Annotated in this window: 13 protein-coding genes; 12 read left to right on the plus strand and 1 reads right to left on the minus strand. The window is 68.7% G+C overall.

The annotated features are described in order from the left end of the window. The first annotated feature begins 167 nt into the window (after nucleotides 1-167). From E3T37_RS06025 to E3T37_RS06080, 12 genes are all read left to right on the plus strand, one after another. A complete protein-coding gene (locus E3T37_RS06025; RefSeq protein ID WP_134365910.1) occupies nucleotides 168-2,636 on the plus strand; it encodes a phosphoketolase in 2,469 nt (822 codons plus the stop codon). Between the two features lie 2 nt (nucleotides 2,637-2,638). Next, nucleotides 2,639-4,900: a phosphate acetyltransferase gene (gene pta, locus E3T37_RS06030; RefSeq protein WP_134365911.1), complete on the plus strand. Its 2,262-nt coding sequence runs from the start codon at nucleotides 2,639-2,641 to the stop codon at nucleotides 4,898-4,900. Continuing rightward, entirely contained in the window at nucleotides 4,897-6,111 is a 1,215-nt protein-coding gene (locus E3T37_RS06035) for an acetate/propionate family kinase (RefSeq protein ID WP_134365912.1), read from the plus strand. Before pta ends, E3T37_RS06035 begins: the two co-directional genes overlap by 4 nt. Before the next feature lie 510 nt (nucleotides 6,112-6,621). Then, on the plus strand, nucleotides 6,622-8,016 hold the full coding sequence (locus tag E3T37_RS06040) for an OFA family MFS transporter (RefSeq protein ID WP_134365913.1): 1,395 nt from the start codon (nucleotides 6,622-6,624) through the stop codon (nucleotides 8,014-8,016). Between the two features lie 734 nt (nucleotides 8,017-8,750). Continuing rightward, the gene (locus tag E3T37_RS06045; protein ID WP_134365914.1) at nucleotides 8,751-11,582 is read left to right on the plus strand and encodes a DNA polymerase III subunit gamma and tau; all 2,832 of its coding nucleotides are present in this window, start codon (nucleotides 8,751-8,753) and stop codon (nucleotides 11,580-11,582) included. 3 nt (nucleotides 11,583-11,585) lie between these two features. Continuing rightward, nucleotides 11,586-12,185 carry a recombination mediator RecR gene (recR, locus tag E3T37_RS06050; RefSeq protein WP_134365915.1) on the plus strand — a complete coding sequence of 200 codons (600 nt, stop codon included), beginning with the start codon at nucleotides 11,586-11,588 and terminating at the stop codon, nucleotides 12,183-12,185. A 137-nt stretch (nucleotides 12,186-12,322) separates the two neighbouring features. Then, nucleotides 12,323-13,660 carry an aspartate kinase gene (locus tag E3T37_RS06055; protein WP_134365916.1) on the plus strand — a complete coding sequence of 446 codons (1,338 nt, stop codon included), beginning with the start codon at nucleotides 12,323-12,325 and terminating at the stop codon, nucleotides 13,658-13,660. Nucleotides 13,661-14,054: 394 nt separating this feature from the next. Then, nucleotides 14,055-15,167: an aspartate-semialdehyde dehydrogenase gene (locus E3T37_RS06060; protein WP_134365917.1), complete on the plus strand. Its 1,113-nt coding sequence runs from the start codon at nucleotides 14,055-14,057 to the stop codon at nucleotides 15,165-15,167. A 194-nt stretch (nucleotides 15,168-15,361) separates the two neighbouring features. Beyond that, a complete protein-coding gene (locus E3T37_RS06065; protein WP_166789042.1) occupies nucleotides 15,362-17,824 on the plus strand; it encodes an EAL domain-containing protein in 2,463 nt (820 codons plus the stop codon). A gap of 42 nt (nucleotides 17,825-17,866) precedes the next feature. Further along, complete coding sequence (locus E3T37_RS06070) at nucleotides 17,867-18,319, plus strand: DUF1801 domain-containing protein (protein WP_134365919.1); 453 nt, start codon at nucleotides 17,867-17,869, stop codon at nucleotides 18,317-18,319. Nucleotides 18,320-18,409: 90 nt separating this feature from the next. Then, the gene (locus E3T37_RS06075) at nucleotides 18,410-19,888 is read left to right on the plus strand and encodes a malate:quinone oxidoreductase (RefSeq protein ID WP_255572717.1); all 1,479 of its coding nucleotides are present in this window, start codon (nucleotides 18,410-18,412) and stop codon (nucleotides 19,886-19,888) included. Between the two features lie 327 nt (nucleotides 19,889-20,215). Continuing rightward, on the plus strand, nucleotides 20,216-21,373 hold the full coding sequence (locus E3T37_RS06080) for an Rv2578c family radical SAM protein (protein ID WP_134365921.1): 1,158 nt from the start codon (nucleotides 20,216-20,218) through the stop codon (nucleotides 21,371-21,373). A gap of 88 nt (nucleotides 21,374-21,461) precedes the next feature. Here E3T37_RS06080 and E3T37_RS06085 read toward each other — a convergent pair whose 3' ends face one another. Continuing rightward, complete coding sequence (locus E3T37_RS06085; protein WP_166789140.1) at nucleotides 21,462-21,881, minus strand: DCC1-like thiol-disulfide oxidoreductase family protein; 420 nt, start codon at nucleotides 21,879-21,881, stop codon at nucleotides 21,462-21,464. Nucleotides 21,882-22,135 lie beyond the last annotated feature (254 nt).

Below are 22,135 nucleotides of genomic sequence, written 5' to 3' on the forward strand. Positions count from 1 at the left end.
CGCACCCGCCACGCGCCGCACCCGCCACGCGCCCCGCCCGCCACGCCGAACGCGCCCCGCGCGCCACATCCGCGCCCGGCAGGCCGTTAGCAATGATAACGATTTGCCATCTCCTCGTAAGATGGAATCGCGCAGTCAACGCCCCGAACAGTGCATGGAGGCACCCAATGGTTGAATCGTCCGGTAAACCCTTTGTCTGGCCAGTCAGCTCACCGCATCCGCTCAGCGCCGAAGCGCTGGAAAGCGTCGATGCCTGGTGGCGGGCGGCCAATTATCTTTCCGTCGGGCAGATCTATCTGCTGGACAACCCGTTATTGCGCGAGCCGCTGACGCGGGAACACATTAAACCTCGACTGTTGGGCCACTGGGGAACGACCCCGGGGCTCAATTTTCTTTATGCCCACCTGAACCGCGTCATCCAGGAACGCAAAATCAGCACGCTGTACGTCACCGGCCCCGGCCACGGCGGTCCCGGCATGGTCGCCAACGCCTACCTCGACGGCACCTATACCGAGATCTACTCCGGCATCGAACAGTCCGAGCAGGGCGTCAAGGCACTGTTCCGCCAGTTCTCGTTCCCGGGCGGCATCCCCAGCCACGCCTCACCCGAGACCCCCGGCTCCATCCACGAGGGCGGTGAGCTCGGCTACGCGCTCAGCCACGCCTATGGCGCCGCCTTCGACAACCCCGATCTGCTCGTGGCCGCGGTCGTCGGCGACGGCGAGGCCGAGACCGGCCCGCTGGCCACCAGCTGGCACTCGAACAAGTTCATCGACCCGCTGCAGGATGGCGTCGTGCTGCCGATCCTGCACCTCAACGGGTACAAGATCGCCAACCCCACCGTGCTCGCCCGCATCCCCGAAGAGGAACTACTCGACCTGATGCGCGGCTACGGCCACACGCCCCACATCGTCGCCGGCGGTTTCGACGGCGAAGACCCGCTCCTGGTGCACCAGCGGATGGCCGAAACGCTCGACGTCGTGCTCAACGAGATCGCCGAGATCAAGGCCCGCGCCCTCGCCGGCGACACCGAGCGGCCCCGCTGGCCGATGATCATCCTGCGCACGCCGAAGGGCTGGACCTGCCCGGCCGTCATCGACGGCGTGCAGGTCGTGGACTCCTGGCGTTCGCACCAGGTGCCGCTCAGCAACGCCCGCGACACCGAGGCGCACACCCGCGTGCTCGAGCAGTGGCTCGCGTCCTACAAACCAGAGGAACTCTTCGACGAGTCCGGGGCCCCGATGCGGAGCATCACCGCGCTCGTCCCCGACGGCGACCTGCGGATGAGCGCCAACCCGATCTCCAACGGCGGGCTGCTCCGGCGGGCGCTGAAGCTGCCCGACTTCCGCGACTACGCGGTCGAGGTCCCCTCCCCGGGCGCCACCACCGATGAGGCCACCAAGGTGCTCGGCACCTGGCTGGCCGACGTCATCCGTGACAACCCCGACAACTTCCGCATCTTCGGGCCCGACGAGACGGCATCCAACCGCCTCGCCCCGGCCGTCTACGAGGCCACCGACAAGCAGTGGAACGCCGAGTACCACGAGGGCGACACCAACCTCGCGCGCGCCGGCCGGGTGATGGAGATGCTCTCCGAGCACCAGTGCCAGGGCTGGCTGGAGGGCTACCTGCTCACCGGGCGCCACGGACTCTTCAACTGCTACGAGGCCTTCATCCACATCGTGGACTCCATGTTCAACCAGCACGCCAAGTGGCTCAAGGTCACCCGCGAGATCCCGTGGCGCCGCTCCATCTCGAGCCTGAACTACCTGCTCAGCTCGCACGTCTGGCGCCAGGACCACAACGGGTTCTCGCACCAGGACCCCGGCTTCATCGACCACGTCGTCAACAAGAGCGCGGATGTCGTGCGCGTCTACCTGCCGTTCGACGCCAACACCCTGCTCGCCACCTACAACCACTGCCTGCGCAGCGTGGACTACGTCAACGTGGTCGTCGCGGGCAAGCAGCCGGCCCCGAACTGGCTGAACATGGACCAGGCCGTCGCGCACTGCAAGCGCGGCCTCGGCATCTTCGACTGGGCGGGCACCGAGAAGTTCGGCACCTCACCCGACGTCGTGCTCGCCGCCGCCGGCGAGGTGCCCACGCTCGAGGTGCTGGCCGCGGCCTCCATCCTGCGGGAATGGCTGCCCGACCTCGCCGTGCGCGTCGTGAACGTCGTCGACCTGATGCGCCTGCAGTCCGAGGCCGACCACCCGCACGGTCTCAGCGACCAGGAATTCGACGCGATCTTCACGGCCGACAAGCCGATCGTGTTCGCCTACCACGGGTATCCGTGGCTGATCCATCGCCTGACCTACAAGCGCAACGGGCACGGCAACCTGCACGCCCGCGGCTATAAGGAGAACGGCACGACCACCACGCCGTTCGACATGGTCATGCTCAACGACCTCGACCGGTACCACCTGGTCATGGACGTCATCGACCGCGTTCCCGGACTCGGCGCCCGCGCCGGCCTGTTGCGCCAGGAGATGCAGGATGCCCGCTTGCGGGCCCGCTCGTACACCAGAGACCACGGGGAAGACATCCCCGCCGTCACCGAATGGGTCTGGGACGCCACTGGCGTCGGCGTGACCCCCAACAATGCCGGTGTGTCTACCGGTGGAGACAACGTATAACCGTGGCTGACAGCATTTACATCACCTCTCCCGAGGGAAATACCGGAAAATCCACCATCGCGCTCGGCGTGCTCGACACCCTGCTCCGCTCGGTCGAGCGGGTCGGCGTGTTCCGGCCCATCGCCCGGTCGGTGCACCACCCCGACTACGTGCTCGAGCTGCTGCTCTCGCACCTGTCCTCCGGGGCCGCCCCCAGCCCGCTGCCTCCGCTCAGCTACGAGGAGTGCGTCGGCGTCACCTACGAAGAGGTGCACCTCGACCCCGATGCCGCCCTTGGCAAGATCGTGCAGCGGTACAAGGCCGTCGAGGCCCAGTGTGACGCCGTCGTCGTGGTCGGTTCCGACTACACGGATGTCGGCAGTCCCACCGAACTGGCCTTCAACCTGCGCATCGCCGCCAACCTGGGGGTGCCGGTTCTGCTGGTGCTCGGCGGCCGGGTCGGTCCCGGCCAGGGCGACGGGCGCGACCAGGGTGCAGCGATCGCCCCGGGCGACCGCAACGACCGTCAGCTCGGGCAGAGCGACCCGCGCACGCCGGAGGACATCCGTCAGCTGACCGACGTCACGCTGGCCGAACTGCGCGAGGAGCACGTGTCCCTGGTGGGCGTCATCGTCAACCGGGCCGACCCGGCCCGGCTGGACGAGCTCATCGCCGCCGTGCGCGGTGTCATCGACGCCGGCATGTTGCCCGGCAAGGGGCTGAACGCGGTGCCGGTCTGGGCGCTGCCCGAGGACCCGTTCCTCGTGGCGCCGAGCATGAAGAGCATCCTCAAGGCCACCAGCGGCACCCTCGTCAAGGGTGACCAGGCCCTGCTCAGCCGCGAGGCGCTCGGTGTGGTGGTCGCGGCCATGTCGATGGTCAACGTGCTGCCGCGCCTGTTCGAGGGCGCCGTGGTCGTGGTTCCCAGCGACCGACCGCAGGTGCTGCTCGCCGTGCTGATGGCGAACTCCTCCGCGACGTTCCCGTCGATCGCGGGCATCGTGCTGGTCGGCGGGTTCGCCCTGCCCGAGGAGATCGAACGGCTCGTCGAGGGCCTCGCACCGTCGGTGCCGATCATCCGCACCGAGCTCGGCTCGTACGACGCGGCGCTGCGCATCACGCACACGCCGGGCCGGATGGCCGCGGATTCCCAGCGCAAGCGCGACACCGCGCTGGCCCTGTTCGAAGGCCACGTGGACGCATCCGTTCTGCTGGACCGGCTCGAAGTGAGCCGCGCCGACGTGGTGACCCCGCTGATGTTCGAGTACACGCTGCTCGAGCGGGCGCGCACCAACCGCAAGCGGATCGTGCTGCCGGAAGGGGACGACGACCGCGTGCTGCGCGCCGCCGCGACCCTGCTGGCCCGCGACGTGGCCGACATCATCATCCTGGGTGAGGAGTTCGAGGTGCGCTCGCGCGCGATCGGCCTCGGGCTCGACATCTCCCGGGCCCAGGTCGTGAGCCCCTTCGACGACGTGCTGCGGCACAAGTTCGCCGAGGCCTACGCGAAGCTGCGCGCCCACAAGGGCGTCACGGTCGAGCAGGCCATGGAGCAGGTCACCGACGTGTCCTACTTCGGCACGATGATGGTGCAGCTCGGCCTGGCCGACGGCATGGTCTCCGGCGCCACCCACACGACGGCGCACACCATCCGGCCCAGCTTCGAGATTATCAAGACCCGGCCGAACGTCTCGGTCGTGTCGAGCGTGTTCCTGATGGCGCTCGCCGACAAGGTGCTCGTCTACGGCGACTGCGCGGTGAACCCTGACCCCACCGCGGAGCAGCTCGCCGACATCGCCATCTCCGCGTCGGAGACGGCCGTGGAGTTCGGCATCGAGCCGCGAATCGCGATGCTCTCGTACTCGACCGGCGAGTCCGGCCAGGGTGCGGACGTCGACAAGGTTCGCGCCGCGACCGCCCTCGTGCGGGAGCGTCGCCCCGACCTGTTGATCGAGGGACCGATCCAGTACGACGCGGCAGCGGATGCCGCCGTCGCCGCCACGAAGATGCCCGGTTCCGCCGTCGCCGGCCGCGCCACCGTCTTCATCTTCCCCGACCTGAATACGGGCAACAACACGTACAAGGCCGTGCAGCGAAGCGCAGGTGCCGTCGCCATCGGCCCCGTGCTGCAGGGGCTGCGTAAACCCATTAATGACCTTTCTCGAGGAGCACTTGTGCAGGACATCGTCAACACCGTAGCCATCACCGCCATCCAGGCCGCGACGCTGTCCGCAGCTGCCGCTGCGACTGCTGTTCCGGCGACTGCCGCGGCGGTGTCCGCATGACCGCCGTCCTGGTCGTCAACTCGGGCTCGTCCTCGTTCAAGTACCAGCTGCTCGACATGGACACCGAAACCGAGCTCGCCAGCGGCCTCGTCGAGCGCATCGGTGAGCCGATCGGTCACGCACGGCACAACGTGGGCACGTCCAAGGACGGCCGCACCGAACGCGACCTGCCGATCGCGGACCACACCGCCGGCTTCGCCGTGATGCTCGAGGCCTTCGCCGAGCACGGACCCCAGCTCTCCGAAGCCGACCTGATCGCCGTGGGCCACCGCGTCGTGCAGGGCGGGAACCGGTTCTTCGAGCCGACCGAGGTCACCCACCTGGTCGAGCTGAACATCGAGGACCTGTCCGAGATCGCGCCGCTGCACAACCCGGGCGCCGTTCAGGGCATCCGTGCCGCTCGTGCCAGCTTCGCAAACGTGCCTCACGTTGCCGTCTTCGACACCGCGTTCCACCAGACGCTGCCGCCGGCGGCCTACACCTACGCCATCGACAAGGATCTGGCGACGCGCTACCGCGTGCGCAAGTACGGCTTCCACGGCACCTCGCACAAGTTCGTGTCGGAGGCCGTGGCCACCTTCCTCGACCGGCCGCTGGCCGAGCTGAAGACGATCGTGCTGCACCTGGGCAACGGGGCATCCGTGTGTGCCGTCGACGGTGGAAACTCGATCGACACCTCCATGGGCATGACCCCGCTGCAGGGGCTCGTCATGGGCACCCGCTCGGGCGACATCGACCCGGCCGTGATCTTCCACCTGCGCCGCCGGGCCGGGATGACCACCGCCGAGCTCGACGACCTGCTGAACCGCCGCGGCGGCATGCTGGCGCTGGCCGGCAACGGCGACATGCGCGACGTGGAGAACGCCGCGGTCGCGGGCGACCCGGTGGCCCAGGCCGCCCTCGACGTGTACTTCCACCGGATCAAGGGGTATGTCGGCAACTACTACGCCCAGCTGGGCGCGGTCGACGTGATCGTCTTCACCGCGGGCGTCGGCGAGAACTCGCCGATTGTGCGCGCGGGCGCGCTGGCCGGACTCGAGGGCATGGGGATCGAAATCGACCCCGAGCGCAACGAGGCGAAGTCGCGCAAGCCGCGCGTGATCTCCACGGACAACTCGCGCGTGACCGTGCTCGTCATCCCGACGAACGAGGAGCTGGAGATCGCCCGCCAAACGCTGGCGACGATCAGCCGCACGCATCCGTCGCTGTAGTCAGGTTCCGGTGATCGCCCTCCGGTGATCGCCCTCCGGTGATCGCCTGCCGGTGATCGCCCTCCGGTGATCGCCTGCCGGTGATCGCCCTCCGGTGATCCCGCTGTACTGATCGGATCGGCCGCTCCCGCGCTGGGGGCGGCCGATTTGCGTGTGTGCCGTCCAGCTCCGTCGAGCCGCGCCGATTGTGCCGAGAGTCGCCGTTCCACTGGCGAGTCTCGGCGCATTCGGCGATTCTCGGCGCCGAGTTCGTCACTTGCGGTCGAGTTCGCCGGGCACAGATGGCGAACTCGACCGGAACTGCCGAAGAGGGTGCACCATCCGGTGGCGACGGATGCGGCGTGTTGCGAAATCGTCCGATGTTACGTCGGTCCCGAGCGACCGGAAAGCACGCGCCACGCCATGGCACTTCTCCCGGAAGCCCGCGGGCGGACTGCTAGTGTTTCGCCCACGGCGCGTATGCCGACAGTAATGGGGCTGTTGTACGCAGCTCCCCACGAGGGGGAACACATGAGCTGGCTCGACCGCGAACGCACGATTGCACCTCCTGGATTCAACCGCTGGCTCATTCCGCCATCCGCCCTCGCCCTGCACCTGTGCATCGGTCAGGCGTACGCGACCAGCGTGTACAAGACCGCCCTCGTCGCCCACTTCGGTGTCAGCTTGACCCAGATCGGCCTGATCTTCTCGATCGCCATCGTCATGCTCGGACTGTCCGCCGCGCTGATGGGAACGTGGGTCGACACACAGGGCCCGCGCAAGGCGATGTTCGTGTCGGCGCTGTTCTGGTCCGGCGGATTCCTCGTGGGCTCGCTCGGCATCTTCTCCGGCCAGCTCTGGCTGGTCTACCTCGGCTACGGCTTCATCGGCGGGATCGGCCTGGGCATCGGCTACATCTCCCCGGTTTCGACCTTGATCAAGTGGTTCCCTGACCGTCCCGGGCTGGCCACCGGCATGGCGATCATGGGATTCGGCGGCGGCGCCCTGATCGCCAGCCCGGTCTCCACGGCGCTGCTCGCACTCTATGACCCCAACTCGGGTGCGGAGGGCTGGGTGGCCAGCGGAGACGCGGTCGGCAAACTCTTCCTCACCCTCGCCGTCGTGTACCTCGCGTACATGATGTTCGGCGCGTTCACGATCCGCGTTCCCGCCGCCGGCTGGAAGCCGGACGGCTTCGACCCGGCCACGATCAAGGCGAGGCCGCTCGTGACGGACAAGAACGTGTCGGCGGCCAACGCCATCAAGACCCGCCAGTTCTGGCTAGTCTGGGTCGTACTCTTCTGCAACGTCACGGCCGGCATCGGCATCCTCGAGCAGGCGGCGCCGATGATCCAGGACTTCTTCCGCCAGCCCGACGGCACCTCCACCGTGTCGGTCGTCGTGGCCGGCGGCTTCGTCGGCCTGCTGTCCATCGCCAACATGGGCGGCCGATTTGTCTGGTCCGCGACATCCGACAAGACGGGGCGCCGGAACATCTACATGGTCTATCTGGGCGTCGGCTCCGTTCTCTACCTCCTCCTCGCCCTGTTCGGGTCCAGCACAACCGCGCTCTACGTTCTGCTGGCCTTCGTCATCATCTCGTTCTACGGCGGGGGTTTCGCGACCGTGCCCGCCTACCTGCGGGACCTCTTCGGCACCTTCCAGGTCGGCGCCATCCACGGCCGGCTGCTGACCGCCTGGTCCGCGGCCGGGATCGCCGGACCGCTGATCGTCAACGGTTTCCTCGACGCCCAGGGCACCCCGGGCGCGCTCACCGCCCAGGCCTACCAGCCGGCACTGCTCACCATGGTGGGACTGCTGGTGATCGGCTTCCTGGCGAACCTGATGGTGCGGCCGGTCCAGGCCACATTCCACGAAACGGTCACCGCTCGCCCGGTGGTCGGCCAACCAGCGATGGAGTCCTGACATGAAGAGCGCACAACTCACAATCGCCTGGGCGCTGGTCGGGATCCCGCTGGCCTACGGCGTGTTCATGACCCTGACCAGGGTCGCCGCGCTCTTCGGGTAGTCGGCACGGCGCGGTTCGGCGCGGTCCGGCGCGGTCCGGCGCGGTCCGGCGCGGTCCGGCGCAGTTCGTGCCGTCCGTGCCGTCCGTGCCGTCCAGCACCTGTGCCGTCCAGCACCATCCGTACCGTCCAGCACCTGTGCCGTCCAGCACCATCCGTGCCGTCCGCACGCGGGCCGTGGCATCCCCTCGCCGTCCAGCACCGTCCACTTGCGCCAATTGCGCCGAGAGTCGCCGTTCCACCGGCGATTCTCGGCGCATTCGGCGATTCTCGGCGCCGAGTTCGCCACTTCCGGTCGAGTTCGCCGGGCAAACCAGGCGAACTCGACCGCAACTGACGAAGTGGGCGCACCGACCGGGCCCGCCCGGCGCGACAACGGATGCCCGCCCGGCGCGACAACGGATGCCCGCCCGGCGCGACAACGGATGCCCGTTGCCGCCCTTCGAATCGCCGAGTACGCCACTTCAGGTCGAGTTCGCCCGGCACACCAGGCGAACTCGACCGCAACTGACGAAGTGGGCGCGCCGACCGGGCACGCACGGCCCGCCACCGGATGCCCGCCCCCGGCGCCAACGGATGCCCGGCCCACCACCCCGGACCCCACTGTCAGTGGCTCCGACTACGATTGACCCCGTGGTTACCGCCCTGTATCGCCGCTACCGGCCCGAGACCTTTGCCGAAATGATCGGTCAGTCTCAGGTGACGGATCCCCTGATGACTGCCCTGCGCACGAACCGGGTGAACCATGCCTATCTGTTCAGCGGCCCCCGCGGCTGCGGCAAGACGACATCCGCCCGTATTCTCGCGCGCTGCCTGAACTGCGCCGAAGGTCCGACCGACACTCCGTGCGGGGTCTGCCCGAGCTGCGTGGAACTGTCCCGCGACGGCGGCGGCTCCCTCGACGTGGTCGAGATCGACGCGGCCAGTCACAACGGCGTCGACGATGCCCGCGACATCCGTGAGCGCGCGATCTTCGCGCCGGCCCGCGACCGCTACAAGATCTTCATCCTCGACGAGGCGCACATGGTGACGCCGCAGGGGTTCAACGCCCTGCTGAAGATCGTCGAAGAGCCGCCCGAACACGTCAAGTTCATCTTCGCGACGACGGAACCCGAAAAGGTGATCGGCACCATCCGTTCGCGCACGCATCACTACCCGTTCCGGCTCGTGCCGCCGGGGCCGATGCTCGAATACGTGCAGCAGATGTGCGAGACCGAGAAGATGACCGTGGCGCCCGGCGTGCTGCCGCTGGTCGTGCGGGCCGGCGGCGGGTCGCCGCGCGACACCCTGTCCCTGCTCGACCAGCTGATGGCCGGCTCCGACGGGCACTCGGTCGAGTACGAGCGGGCCGTGGCGCTGCTCGGCTACACGAACGCGTCCCTGCTCGACGAGTCGATCGACGCGATCGCCGACCGCGACCCGTCCGCCGCGTTCGACGCGGTCGACCGGGTCATCCAGACCGGCCAGGACCCGCGCCGCTTCGTTGAAGACCTGCTCGAGCGCCTCCGCGACCTGATCATCGTGGGCGCCACGTCCGCGGCCGGGGCCGCCGCCGTGCTCCGCGGCGTGCCGCAGGATGAACTCGACCGCATGGCCGTGCAGGCCGCCAAGTTCGGCCCGGCCGAGCTGTCCCGCACCGCCGACGTGATCAACGCCGCCCTCACCGAGATGACTGGCGCCACCTCGCCGCGCCTCCACCTCGAACTCATGATCGCCCGCGTGCTCATCCCCGCCAGCGACGACTCCACCCGCGGCGCGCTCGCCCGCGTCGAGCGCCTCGAGCGGCGCATCGGCGTGGGTGCCGTCAACAGCGTTGGTGCCGTCAACAGCGTTGGCGCTGGCAACGCTGACGTCGCCGATTCCCGGGTGACGGATGCCCCGGCCCCGCCCGCCGGGTCGGCCTCGCCGCCCGCCCGTGGTGCCGACGTCGCCTCGTCCGTTCCGACTTCCACTGCGCCGGGTTCAGCTGCACCCGTTTCTGCCGCGACGACTTCTGCGGCGTCGTCTTCGACCGCACGTTCCGCTGGTGCGTCGCCTTCTGGCGCGCCGACGCCGGTCCCCGCCCAGGCCTCCGCTTCGACCCCGGCCTCCGCGCCGACCCCTGATCCGGTCGCAGCCGAGAAGCCGCGCCCGGTCGGACCGGTGACCTTCCAACAGGTCAAGGATGCCTGGCCCGAGATCCTCGAGGCGGTCAAGGTCGCCAAGTTCAACGCCTGGCTGGTGCTCTACACGGCACGGGCCATCGAGCTCCGCGACGGCGACCTGCTCGTGCTCTCGTTCCCCAGCCAGAAAGACGTCGAGGGACTCAGGCCGTCCACCGCACCCGGACCGGGCGTCGGCGACCACCTCAAGAAGGCCGTCAACGACGTGCTCGGATTCACGCCGAGGCTCACCGCGAAGGTGGATGCGCCCCCGATCTCCGGCGGCCGCGAAGCCCCGGCGGGCGTCGCGGCGACTCCGCCGGCGCCGTCCGCGGTGGCGCCCACGGTGACAACGCCAACGTCAGCTCCGACATCTGCGGCCCCAAGCGCTGCAGCCCCGTCGCCTGCAGCCCCGTCATCTGCTGCCGCGCCGCTCACCTCGACCCCGACGGTCGGCCGAACCGGATCAACATCCTCCGAGACCAGGACAGCCCCCGAGAGTCCGGCATCGACACCGACCGAGGCCGACACCGACGCGGAACCCGACCCGGCCGGCGTTTCCGTCGCCGCAGAAGTCGAAGTCGGTGCCAACGGCGCGGGTGCTTCCGAAAACACCTCGGCCTCCGCGAGTATCTCCGCGCCCCTGAACACGACCGCGTCCGCAACCACGGGGGCACCCGCTGAAGCCCCCGCCTCCGCGCCCGCAGCCACTTCGGCACCTACCTCTACCTCCGCACCCGTGCCCGCCTCCGCACCGGCGAAGGCCGCGGCACGGGCATCCGTCGCACCGGAACCCTCCCCCGGGGGATGGGTGACGGCCACGATTCCCAGCTCCCCGGCGGCAGACAGCGGCTGGGCCACGGTGGTCATCCCCGGATCCGGCGGTGCGGCCGCGCAGGCGACGCCGGCGCAAGCTCCGGCGGCCCTCCGTCCGGCCGACGCGTCCCGCCCCGCGCCGACCGTTGTGCGCACGCCCGAACGCGCATCCGAGCAGGAGCCGCCCTTCGACGAAGAGCCCCCGCCGTTCGACGACGAATTCCCGCCGGACGTCCACGCCGAACGCGCTCAGTCCGCGCGCTTCCAGGCCGCGGGGCCGACCTCGGGCGCACGTGCCGCGGCGCCCACTGCCACCGCCCCTCCCACCGCCCCGCCCGCGCCCACCGCCCCGACCCAGGCCACGGGCGGAGCGGCATCCGTTGCCCGTCGTGGTCCCGCCTTCGCCGAGAAGCAGCGTTACGGTGAGTCGGTGGTGCGTGAGATCCTCGGGGCAACGTTCCTCGAAGAACAGCCGCACGAGCCGGCCTCGCGCCAGAGAGGCGACTAACCCATGTATGAAGGCATCGTTCAGGAACTGATCGACGAGCTCAACCGCCTGCCCGGAATCGGGCCCAAGTCGGCTCAGCGCATCGCGTTCCACATTCTGCAGACCGAGGCGTTCGACGTGACCCGCCTCGCGAACGTGCTCCTCGAGGTGCGCGACAAGGTTCGTTTCTGCGAGATCTGCGGCAACGTCTCCGAGCAACAGACCTGCCTGATCTGCCGTGACCCGCGCCGCAACCCCGCGATGATCTGCGTGGTCGAAGAGGCCAAGGACGTCGTCGCCGTCGAGCGCACCCGCGAATTCAAGGGGCTCTATCACGTGCTCGGCGGGGCGATCAGCCCCATCGACGGGATCGGACCCGACGACCTGCGCATCCGTCAGCTGATGCAGCGCCTCGCCGACAACACCGTGCAGGAAGTCATCATCGCCACCGACCCGAACCTCGAGGGGGAGGCGACCGCCACGTACCTCTCGCGCCTGCTGACCACCCTCGAGATCAAGGTCACCCGGCTCGCGTCCGGGCTGCCGGTCGGCGGCGACCTGGAGTACGCCGACGAGGTCACCCTCGGTCGCGCCTTCGAGGGCCGCCGCACCGTCACGAACTGAGGCGCGCCGGCCATACTCGCGGCTCTGGCCCAAACGGTGACCCCTGCGCCCAAACGTCACATGGCCGGTGCCGAATACATCTGCATTTATGATGGAATCTTAGCTGTGCCCGCGTTTCCGAACCCCAGGAGTGCCACGTGAGCTTGATCGTGCAGAAGTTCGGCGGATCATCCGTCGCCGACGCTGAAAGTATCAAGCGCGTGGCCAAGCGCATCGTCGACACCCGCAAGGCCGGCAACGAGGTCGTCGTCGCCGTCTCCGCGATGGGCGACTCCACCGACGAGCTCCTCGACCTGGCGCACCAGGTCACCCCGATCCCCGCGCCGCGCGAGCTCGACATGCTGCTCACGGCCGGCGAACGCATCTCCATGGCCCTCCTCGCGATGGCGATCAAGAGCATGGGCTACGACGCCCGCTCCTTCACCGGCAGCCAGGCGGGCATGATCACGGATGCCCACCACGGCTCCGCGCGCATCGTCGACGTCACCCCCGGGCGCCTCCGCGACGCCCTCGACGAGGGTGCCGTCGCAATCGTCGCCGGCTTCCAGGGCTTCAACCGCGACACCAAAGACATCACCACCCTCGGCCGCGGCGGCTCCGACACCACCGCGGTGGCCCTCGCCGCCGCGCTGAACGCCGACATCTGCGAGATCTACACGGATGTCGACGGCGTCTTCACCGCGGATCCGCGCGTCGTCCCCCGCGCCCACAAACTCGACCGCATCTCCAGCGAGGAAATGCTCGAGCTGGCCGCGTCCGGCGCCAAGGTGCTCTACATTCGGGCAGTGGAATATGCCCGCCGGCACGGTGTGACGCTGCACGTGCGCTCCTCGTTCAACAACAACGTGGGCACCATCGTGTACAACCCGGATACCACCAGCCCGCACATCGCGATCCCGAACTCCTCGATCGCCGAGCACACGCATCCCAATAACGCACTCGCGAATGGAGAGACAGTGGAAGAGCCAATCATCGCCGGGGTCGCCGCCGACCTGAGCGAAGCCAAGGTCACGGTCGTCGGCGTTCCCGACATTCCCGGCAAGGCCGCGCAGATCTTCAAGATCGTCGCCAAGACCAACGCCAACGTGGACATGATCGTGCAGAACGTCTCGGCCGCGGCCACGGGCCTGACCGACATCTCCTTCACCCTGCCCAAGTCGGAGGGCCAGCAGGTGCTGACCGCGCTGACGAATGAGCAGGCCAACGTCGGTTTCGCCGGACTTCAGTACGACGACCAGATCGGCAAGCTCGCGCTGGTCGGCGCCGGGATGCGCACCAACACGGGCGTCTCCGCCAAGCTGTTCGAGGCCCTCTACGAGGCCGGGATCAACATCGAGATGATTTCCACCAGCGAGATCCGCATCTCGGTGGTCACCCGGGCCGACACGATCAACGAGGCGCTGCGGGTGGTGCACACGGCTTTCGGGCTCGATTCCACCGACGAGGCCGTCGTGCACGGCGGCACCGGCCGCTAGCCGCATCCGTCGCGCCTGCCCCGCCGTCCCCACCCGTCCCCACCAGCCCAGCCCCAGCCCCAGCCCAGGCCAGGCCCGGTCCCCACCCGCCCGTCCCCCGCCCGTCCCCACCCCTTCCCAACCACGCCCCGCCCGTCCCCACCCCCAACCACGCCCCGCCCGTCCCCACCCCCAACCACGCAACTGTCACCTGGTGCTTCTGTGGCTAATTCAGGAAAACCGGCCACGGATGCCCCAATCCGGCCCGATTTCAGGCTAAACCGGAAGAATCTCCTGAGTTAGCCACCAGGGCCGGAGCAGACACGGCGTCGAACTGGCACCGGCACCGGAACACCGACCACATCAGTCCCATGAGCATCACAAGCACCACCCGCGAGCAGCAGAGGAACACACAGTGACCAGCACCGCAGCCACCAGCACCGCAGCCACCAGCACCGCAGCCACCAGCACCGCAGGAATCCAGATCGGCGTCGTCGGCGCCACCGGCCAGGTCGGGGCCGTCGTTCGCCGCCTGCTCGAGGAGCGCGACTTCCCGGTCGCCGGCATCCGTTTCTTCGCGTCATCCCGGTCCGCCGGCACCACTCTGTTGTTCAAGGGCAAGAAGATCGTCGTCGAAGACGCCGCCACCGCCGACCCAAGAGGCCTCGACGTGGCCATCTTCTCCGCCGGCGCCACGCTGTCCAAGGTGCAGGCGCCCCGCTTCGCCGCTGCCGGCGTCACCGTGATCGACAACTCGTCCGGCTGGCGGATGGACCCCGACGTGCCCCTCGTCGTCAGCGAGGTCAACCCGGAGGCCATCAAGCTCGCCACCAAGGGCATCATCGCAAACCCGAACTGCACCACCATGGCGGCCATTCCCGTACTCAAGGTGTTGCACGATGAGGCCGGCCTCGAGCGCCTGATCGTGAGCACCTACCAGGCCGTCTCCGGCAGCGGACTCGCCGGCGCCCGCGAGCTGGCCAGCCAGGTGCGCGCCGCCGCGGCCAGCGACAACCTGCTGCAGCTGGTGCACGACGGTTCCGCCGTGCCGATGCCCGACCCGATCGTCTACGTTCGCCCGATCGCCTTCGACGTCATCCCGCTGGCCGGCTCCATCGTCGACGACGGCGAGTTCGAGACCGACGAGGAGAAGAAGCTCCGCAACGAGAGCCGCAAGATCCTCGACCTGCCCGAACTCCGCGTCTCCGGCACCTGCGTGCGCGTCCCCGTCTTCACCGGCCACGCCCTGTCGATCAACGCCGAATTCGCCAACCCGCTGTCGGTCGCCCGCGCGCTCGAGCTGCTGGCCACCGCGCCCGGCGTGGTGCTGACGGATGTCCCCACCCCCCTCCAGGCGGCCGGCCAGGACCCGAGCTTCGTCGGCCGGGTACGTCAGGACAGCGGTGTGCCGAACGGGCGCGGCCTCGCCCTCTTCATCACCAACGACAACCTGCGCAAGGGCGCCGCGCTCAACGCCGTGCAGATCGCGGAACTCGTCGCCGCCGATCTGCTCGCGCTGCAGCCCTGACCCGCCGCCGCGGATCCGGTCCTCGCAGAGCATCACGGCCAGCAAAAGTACTGATCAGAGTGTAAGGACCGGCATTCACGGCCGGCGGAGGTGACACCCGCCGGCCGTCCCCCCGCGGCCCGCGCACCCGCCGGCCGGGGGTCCGCGGCACCAGCCTTCGCGGGATGGTGAACGTTCGACCGCTCTCTCCGCTAGTGTCAGACCTCGTGGGCGGGATTCGGAATTCAGCAGCCGTGCGACGGGCCGCCTTTGTGCTGTTCGCCGGCATCGCTCTGGCCAGCATCGCCACCTCCCTGGCACTGCTCGTCGGCGCCCCCGCCGAGCACTGGCTGATCGCCGCGGCGGGCGTGCTCTGCGCGGCCGTCCTGGAACTCACCTGGGTGCGGGTGGGCGCCGTGGAGCACCGCAGCCCGGTGATCAGCCTTCCCATGCTGGCCCTGCCTGCGCTCGCCCCGACCCTGTCGGCGGAAGCCGCGATCGGCCTGATCTCGCTCGGCGTCCTGCTGGCCATCCTGATCGAGGCCGGCCGCGCATCCGTCGCCTTCTACAGTGCCGGGTTGCAGGGTGCCGGCGGCATCGTCTCCGCCCTGATCTACGCCGGCCTGACCGGCGCCGGGTTGCCCGTGCTGCCGGCGGTGGCCGCGGCATCCGTGGGCTACGTCGCCTTCGTCGTCCTGGTCGAAGTGCTGCGACACCGCCTGGCGAACTCTCCCGTCGAGCGCGGCGGCCGCCCGCTCCTGTCGCCGGTGCGGCTCGCCGTCACCCTGGTCGGCTGCGCCCTGATCTCCGTGATCGCCCGAGTCTGGACTGTCGAGGGCGTGCCGGTGATGGTCGTGGTGGGCACCACCCTCGAAGCAGCCAGGGTGCTGGTCGCCCTGGTGATCGTCGCCACCATCGTCAAGGTGTCAACCACGGTCTCGGTCATGCGCCGCCGGCTCGCCGGGATGGTCAGCGGCGCGAGCGCGCTGAGCACCGACCCGGGCGCCGACGCGCAGTCCGGCGCCACCGCCACCATCGTCGAGGTGCTCCGGCAGGCGGTTGAAGAGACCATCGGGGCCGAATCCGTCTCCGTGCGGGCGGAGCCGGCCCGCCCCGGGGAGATCAGCATGGCCCTGCCGCTGGGCGCCGTTCCCGGCAAGGACATGTACATCGTCGCCCGCCGCGACCCCATGGACGGTGCCTTCACCGGAAACGACCGCCGGGCGCTCCAGGCCCTCGCGACCACGGCGGGGATGGTGGTCAAGGCACGCGCGAACATCGCCGGCCTGACCCTCCGGGCCAACACCGACCCGCTGACGAGCCTGCCGAACTACGGCGCGTTCCAGGAGGCCCTGGCCAACATCAACGACCACCGGGACTACTCCGAGGCGCTCGCGGTGCTGTTCATCGACATTGACGACTTCAAGCGCCTCAACGACCGGTTCGGCCACCAGGTGGGCGACGAGATGCTCAAGGAACTCGGCCGCCGACTCAGCGCGGTCGTGCGGCCGAACGACGTGGTGGCCCGCGTCGGCGGCGACGAATTCGTGGTCATCCTCACCCACCTCACGTCGCTCGCCGAGGCCAAGATCATCGCCGAGCGCATCCTGGTGGAGTCCGGCAAGCCGGTGACCATCGGTCAGAACACCCACAACCCGGTGATCAGCGTGGGGCTGGCCTACTCCGCGCACCGGGAAACCGACGTCAACCAGCTCGTGCAGGACGCCGACCGCTCCATGCTCGCGATCAAGAAGTCCCGCCGGCGCGGCGGCCCGGCGAACGAGAGCAGCATCAACATCTCCAGCCACCGGTCCTCGCAGATGAACGACATCATCGCCCATGCCATCGACGAGGACCTGCTCGAACTCGCGTTCCAGCCCATCGTCAGCCTCGTCACCGGGCAGATCTGGGCGTTCGAGGCGCTCGTGCGCTACACCCACCCCGACCTGGGTCCGCTGTCCCCGCCGTCGATCGTGGAGAAGGCCAAGGGCCTCGGCCGGCTCGACGCGATGACCCGCCAGGTGGCCGTCAAGGCGATGAAGGCGGCCGCCGACTTCCGTCTGGTCGAGCCACGCGTGGTCTGCATGACCATCAACGTGGAGGCCGGGCAGATCCTGCCCGAACGCGTCGGCACGTACATCGAAGACCTCGCCGGACGCTACCCCGGCATCTCGCTCTGCCTCGAACTCAACGAACGGTCGATGACCAAGGTGACGCCCGCCATCCGTGCCCAGGCCGACCGCCTACGCGACCTCGGCCTGATGATCGCGCTGGACGACTACGGTTCCCAGGACTCCTCGGTCGACGCCCTGGTACGGATGCCGATGGACATCCTCAAAATCGACCGCAGCCTTGTCGACGACCTCGACGACGTCCGCCAGCGCGAGGTGCTCACCGCCCTGCAGGGCTTCGGCGACAACCTCGAGTATTCGATGATCGTCGAAGGCGTGGAGAACGACGCCATGGCCGACCACCTGATCAGACTCGGCATCCGCAGCGCGCAGGGGTTCCACTACGGCGTGCCGGAGAACTTCGAGAACACCCTCACCCGGCTGGAATTGCACGGGGCCCGGGCCGTCGTGCCGCGCGGCGCGCCGGTCGGCGCCGGCCGTCCCGCCACGGCCGCGGTCGACGTCGTGTTGTCGGACGTCGTGCCGGACGCGGTCCCACAGCCCTAGCGGGCCGCTGTCTCGAGAGTCGGAACCGATATCCTTGACTCCATGAGTGCAGAGCCGATTCCGTTCGAGGTGGAGACGCTCGTTCTCGACCTCGAACCCGAACGCCGTGCCGTGCTCTACCCGGTGCTCGACACCGTGCGCGACGCCATGCCGAAGGGCTACCGGCTCGGCGTGTACGGCGGCATCCTCGGCTGGGTGGTTCCGCTGGAGACGTACCCCGACACGTACAACAAGCAGCCGCTCGCCTACGTCAGCCTGGCCGCGCAGAAGAACTACAACTCGCTCTACCTGATGGCCCTCTACAGCTTTCCCGAGAAAGATGCCGCGTTCCGCGCCGAGTGGGCCGCCACCGGCCGCACTCTGAACATGGGCAAGAGCTGCGTGCGCTTCAAGACGCTGGCCGACCTGGATCTCGATCTTGTCGCCCGAGTCATCGCCAAAGTGTCCGTTGAGGAATTCATTGCCAACTACGAGCGCGTGAAGTCCAGCGCCTGAGCCGTTTCGGCCCGAGTCGCGGGCCAACCGTTACCTGTGGTGCCCGCGTTCCGGCGGGAGGAATCCGTTACCGGCGTTACACTCGAAAGTGTGAATCCAATGGCGAATGTCGATGTCGTTCTTATTGGTGGCGGCATAATGAGCGCCACCCTCGGTACCTTGATCAAGCAGTTGCAGCCCGACTGGAGCATCGAGATCTACGAGCGACTGGGGGAAGTCGCGCAGGAAAGCTCGAACCCGTGGAACAACGCGGGCACCGGCCACGCCGCTCTGTGTGAGCTGAACTACATGCCGGAGGCGAAGGACGGAACCGTCACCGCCGAGAAGGCCGTGGCGATCAACGAGCAGTTCCAGATCAGCCGCCAGCTGTGGGCGCACCTGGTCGAGACGGGCGCGCTGCCGGAGCCGAAGAACTTCATCAACTCCACCCCGCACATGACGTTCGTGCACGGAAAGTCCAGCATCGAATACCTGCGCAAGCGGTTCGCGGTGCTCAAGGACCAGCCCCTGTTCCAGGGCATGGAGTACAGCGAGGACCCGGCCGTGATCGGCACCTGGACCCCGCTCCTGACCAGGAAGCGCCCGAAGAACGACAAGATCGCGGCGACCCGGATCGTGTCCGGCACCGACGTCGACTTCGGCGCCCTCACCCGTTACCTCTTCGATTCCCTCGCCGCCGCGGGCGCGGGCGTGCACGTGAACCAGCAGGTCACGGGCGTCAAGCAGCTTCCGGATGGCACGTGGAACCTGAACCTGCGCCGCCTGGTCGGCAACCACCCGAGTGCGGTGAACGCCCGGTTCGTCTTCGTCGGCGCGGGTGGCGGCGCCCTGGCGCTGCTGCAGCAGAGCGGCATCCCCGAGATCAAGGGTTTCGGCGGCTTCCCGATCAGCGGCCAGTTCCTGCGCACCACGAACCCGAAGCTGGTCAGCCAGCACCACGCCAAGGTCTACGGCAAGGCCGCCGTGGGCGCCCCGCCGATGTCGGTGCCGCACCTCGACACCCGCGTGGTCGAGGGGGAGACCTCGCTATTGTTCGGGCCCTACGCCGGCTTCACGCCCAAGTTCCTCAAGTCGAGCACCTGGTTCGACCTGCCGTTCTCGATCCGCACGCACAACATCGGGCCGATGCTCGGTGTCGCCGCGCACAACTTCGGCCTGATGAAGTACCTGATTGGCGAGGTTTTCGCCTCGAAGAAGACGAAGCTCAAGGCGCTGCAGGAGTTCATCCCCACGGCCAAGATAGAGGACTGGGAACTCATCACCGCCGGCCAGCGCGTGCAGGTGATGAAGAAGGACCCGAAGCTCGGCGGGGTGCTGCAGTTCGGCACCGAGGTCATCACCTCGGCCGACGGCACCATCGCGGGCCTGCTCGGCGCGTCCCCGGGTGCGTCCACGGCGGCCCCGATCATGGTGGACCTGATCAAGCGCTGCTTCCCCGACCAGTACCCGGCCTGGGAGCCCAAGCTGCGCGAGATGATCCCGAGCCTCGGCACGAAGCTGTCCGACGACCCGGCCGCCGCGGCCGCGTCCCTGGCCGCCACCGCGAAGACCCTGAACCTCACCGCGTAGTCCTTCCGCCCGTCCCGCCCGTCCCGCCCGTCCCGCCCGTCCCGCCCGTCCCGCCCGCGGTCCGCGGGCGCGGGCGGCGGTGCTCCTGCTGCTACCCACCGAAGTGCAGTCGGAGACGAGGCCCCCTGTGGCCAACTCAGGAGATCCGCGACGCCTCGCCCCGACTCCGGCACTGGTCCGCGGCCGCGGCGGCGCCAGTGCACCAATTCTCCTGAGTTGGCCACGACCGCAGGCCGGCCCCGCCGCAGCCGATCACCAGTCGAGCACGCACGCGGATAGCCGCAGCATCCGCTTGCATCTCTCTAGAACGTGTGTTCGAATAGGTGCATGCGGTGGAGCGGACAGGAACTCACGACGGAGCAGGCGGGCGCCCTGCCCGGACTCGCCCGCCTGAACAACCTGGTGCGCAGCGTGCGCACGCCCGAATTCGCCGGGATCACGTTCCACGAGGTGCTGGCGAAGTCGGCCCTGAACCGCGTGCCGGGCCAGAGCGCGATGCCCTTTGGCTGGACCATCAACCCCTACCGCGGCTGCTCCCACGCCTGCACCTACTGTTTCGCCCGGCCCACCCACACCTACCTCGACCTCGACGCGGGCACAGACTTCGACAACGAGATCATCGTCAAGGTGAACGTGGCCGAGGTGCTGCAGCGGGAGCTGAAGAAGCCAACCTGGGGCCGGCATCCGGTGGCGCTCGGCACCAACACCGACCCGTACCAGCGCGCCGAGGGCCGCTACCGGCTGATGCCCGGCGTGATCGCCGCGCTCGCGCAGTCCGGCACGCCGCTCTCCATCCTGACCAAGGGCACGCTGCTCCGCCGCGACCTCGACCTGCTCGTCGAGGCGAGCGAACTCGTCCCCGTCGACCTGGCCCTGTCGATCGCCATCTACGACGACGAGCTGCAGCAGGCGGTCGAGCCGGGCACCCCGTCCACGGTCGCGCGCCTGGCCACGGTGACGGCGGTGCGCGAGCGCGGACTCGACTGCTCGGTCTTCATGATGCCGATCCTGCCCTTCCTCACCGACACGAAGGCCCACCTCGACGAGGCGCTGCGCCAGGCGAAGGATGCCGGTGCGTCGAGCATCATGTACACCGCGCTCCATCTACGCCCGGGCGTGCGGGACTGGTACCTGCAGTGGCTGGCCCGCGACCACCCGGAGCTGCTGCCGCGCTACCTCGAGCTCTACGCCAAGGGCGCCTATGCGCCCAAGGACTACCGGGTCTGGCTGGCCGCCCGAATCAAACCCCTGATCAAGGCGCACGGACTGCAGCGTGGGCTGGAGGATCCGTCCACCGGCGGCGTGCGCTCGACGGCGCTCGGCCGTCCCGCCACGCCCGGCAGGGGTACTGGCCTGGCGGGCAGCGGCGCCGGTGCCGGCCGCGGTACCCGGAGCGGCGCCGGCCGCGACTCGGCGAATACCGCCGTGCGGCGCTCACTGATCGCCGAGGAGCTCCCGCCCGAGTTGAGCCCGACTCTCTTCTGACCGACCGCCCCGACTCCGGCGAACAGGCCGCGAACGAATGCCCCGCCCCGAACGAATTCGGCGGCGACCGGCCCAGATCGGCGCGGCGTCAGACCTGGGGAATCCGGCACGTTTCCGTGCCGCCCGGCAGACGGTGGCGGTTTCGGTAGAACACCGATTGGACCCGGTTGAGCAGCAAGGAAGCGACCGGGGTCATCATTACGCGTCCGAAGAACGGATACGGGTTGCGAGCCGTGAGCAGCATCCCGGCCATCGCGCCCACACCGACCACGTGACTGCCATCGGCCCGCACGAGCACGGGGCCTTCGAGGCAGGTCGCCAGGGTCACGCCGAGCGCGTCCAGGTCGACCGACTGGTACGTTGCGAAAACAATCTGCGGCGCGATCCGGCGCTTCATGCGGTCGACTGCGTTTTGGCACAGGCCGCAGTCACCATCGAATAGAAAAAGCGCTGTCGTCAAGGTGGAACCCTTCGTCGTCGGTACTCCAGCGGCACGCTGCCGCGCCAACCTTCACCAAGTATACCCCTGGGGGTATGCTCGGAAGCCGCCTGCGCCCGGATGCCTCAACCCGGCCATCACCCTTCGAGCGGATGCCCCGGCCCCGAACGAATTCGACGGAGATTTTGCCCAAATCAGGCGCACAGCAGGCGAGAACGCATGTTTTCGCCAAAATCTCCGTCGAATTGGTTAGAACGACGGGCAGCTTGCGCCCCGAACGGGGAACACGGCCGCCGAAATGGGATACTCGACCGATACACACC

This window comes from Cryobacterium sp. TMT2-10 (assembly GCF_004403075.1).
GTDB lineage: Bacteria > Actinomycetota > Actinomycetes > Actinomycetales > Microbacteriaceae > Cryobacterium > Cryobacterium shii.

Coding starts and splice junctions, on each gene's coding strand:
- E3T37_RS06025 (WP_134365910.1), top strand. CDS start 168: ATGGTTGAATCGTCCGGTAAACCCTTTGTCTGGCCAGTCAGCTCACCG.
- E3T37_RS06035 (WP_134365912.1), top strand. CDS start 4,897: ATGACCGCCGTCCTGGTCGTCAACTCGGGCTCGTCCTCGTTCAAGTAC.
- E3T37_RS06040 (WP_134365913.1), top strand. CDS start 6,622: ATGAGCTGGCTCGACCGCGAACGCACGATTGCACCTCCTGGATTCAAC.
- recR (WP_134365915.1), top strand. CDS start 11,586: ATGTATGAAGGCATCGTTCAGGAACTGATCGACGAGCTCAACCGCCTG.
- E3T37_RS06070 (WP_134365919.1), top strand. CDS start 17,867: ATGAGTGCAGAGCCGATTCCGTTCGAGGTGGAGACGCTCGTTCTCGAC.
- E3T37_RS06080 (WP_134365921.1), top strand. CDS start 20,216: ATGCGGTGGAGCGGACAGGAACTCACGACGGAGCAGGCGGGCGCCCTG.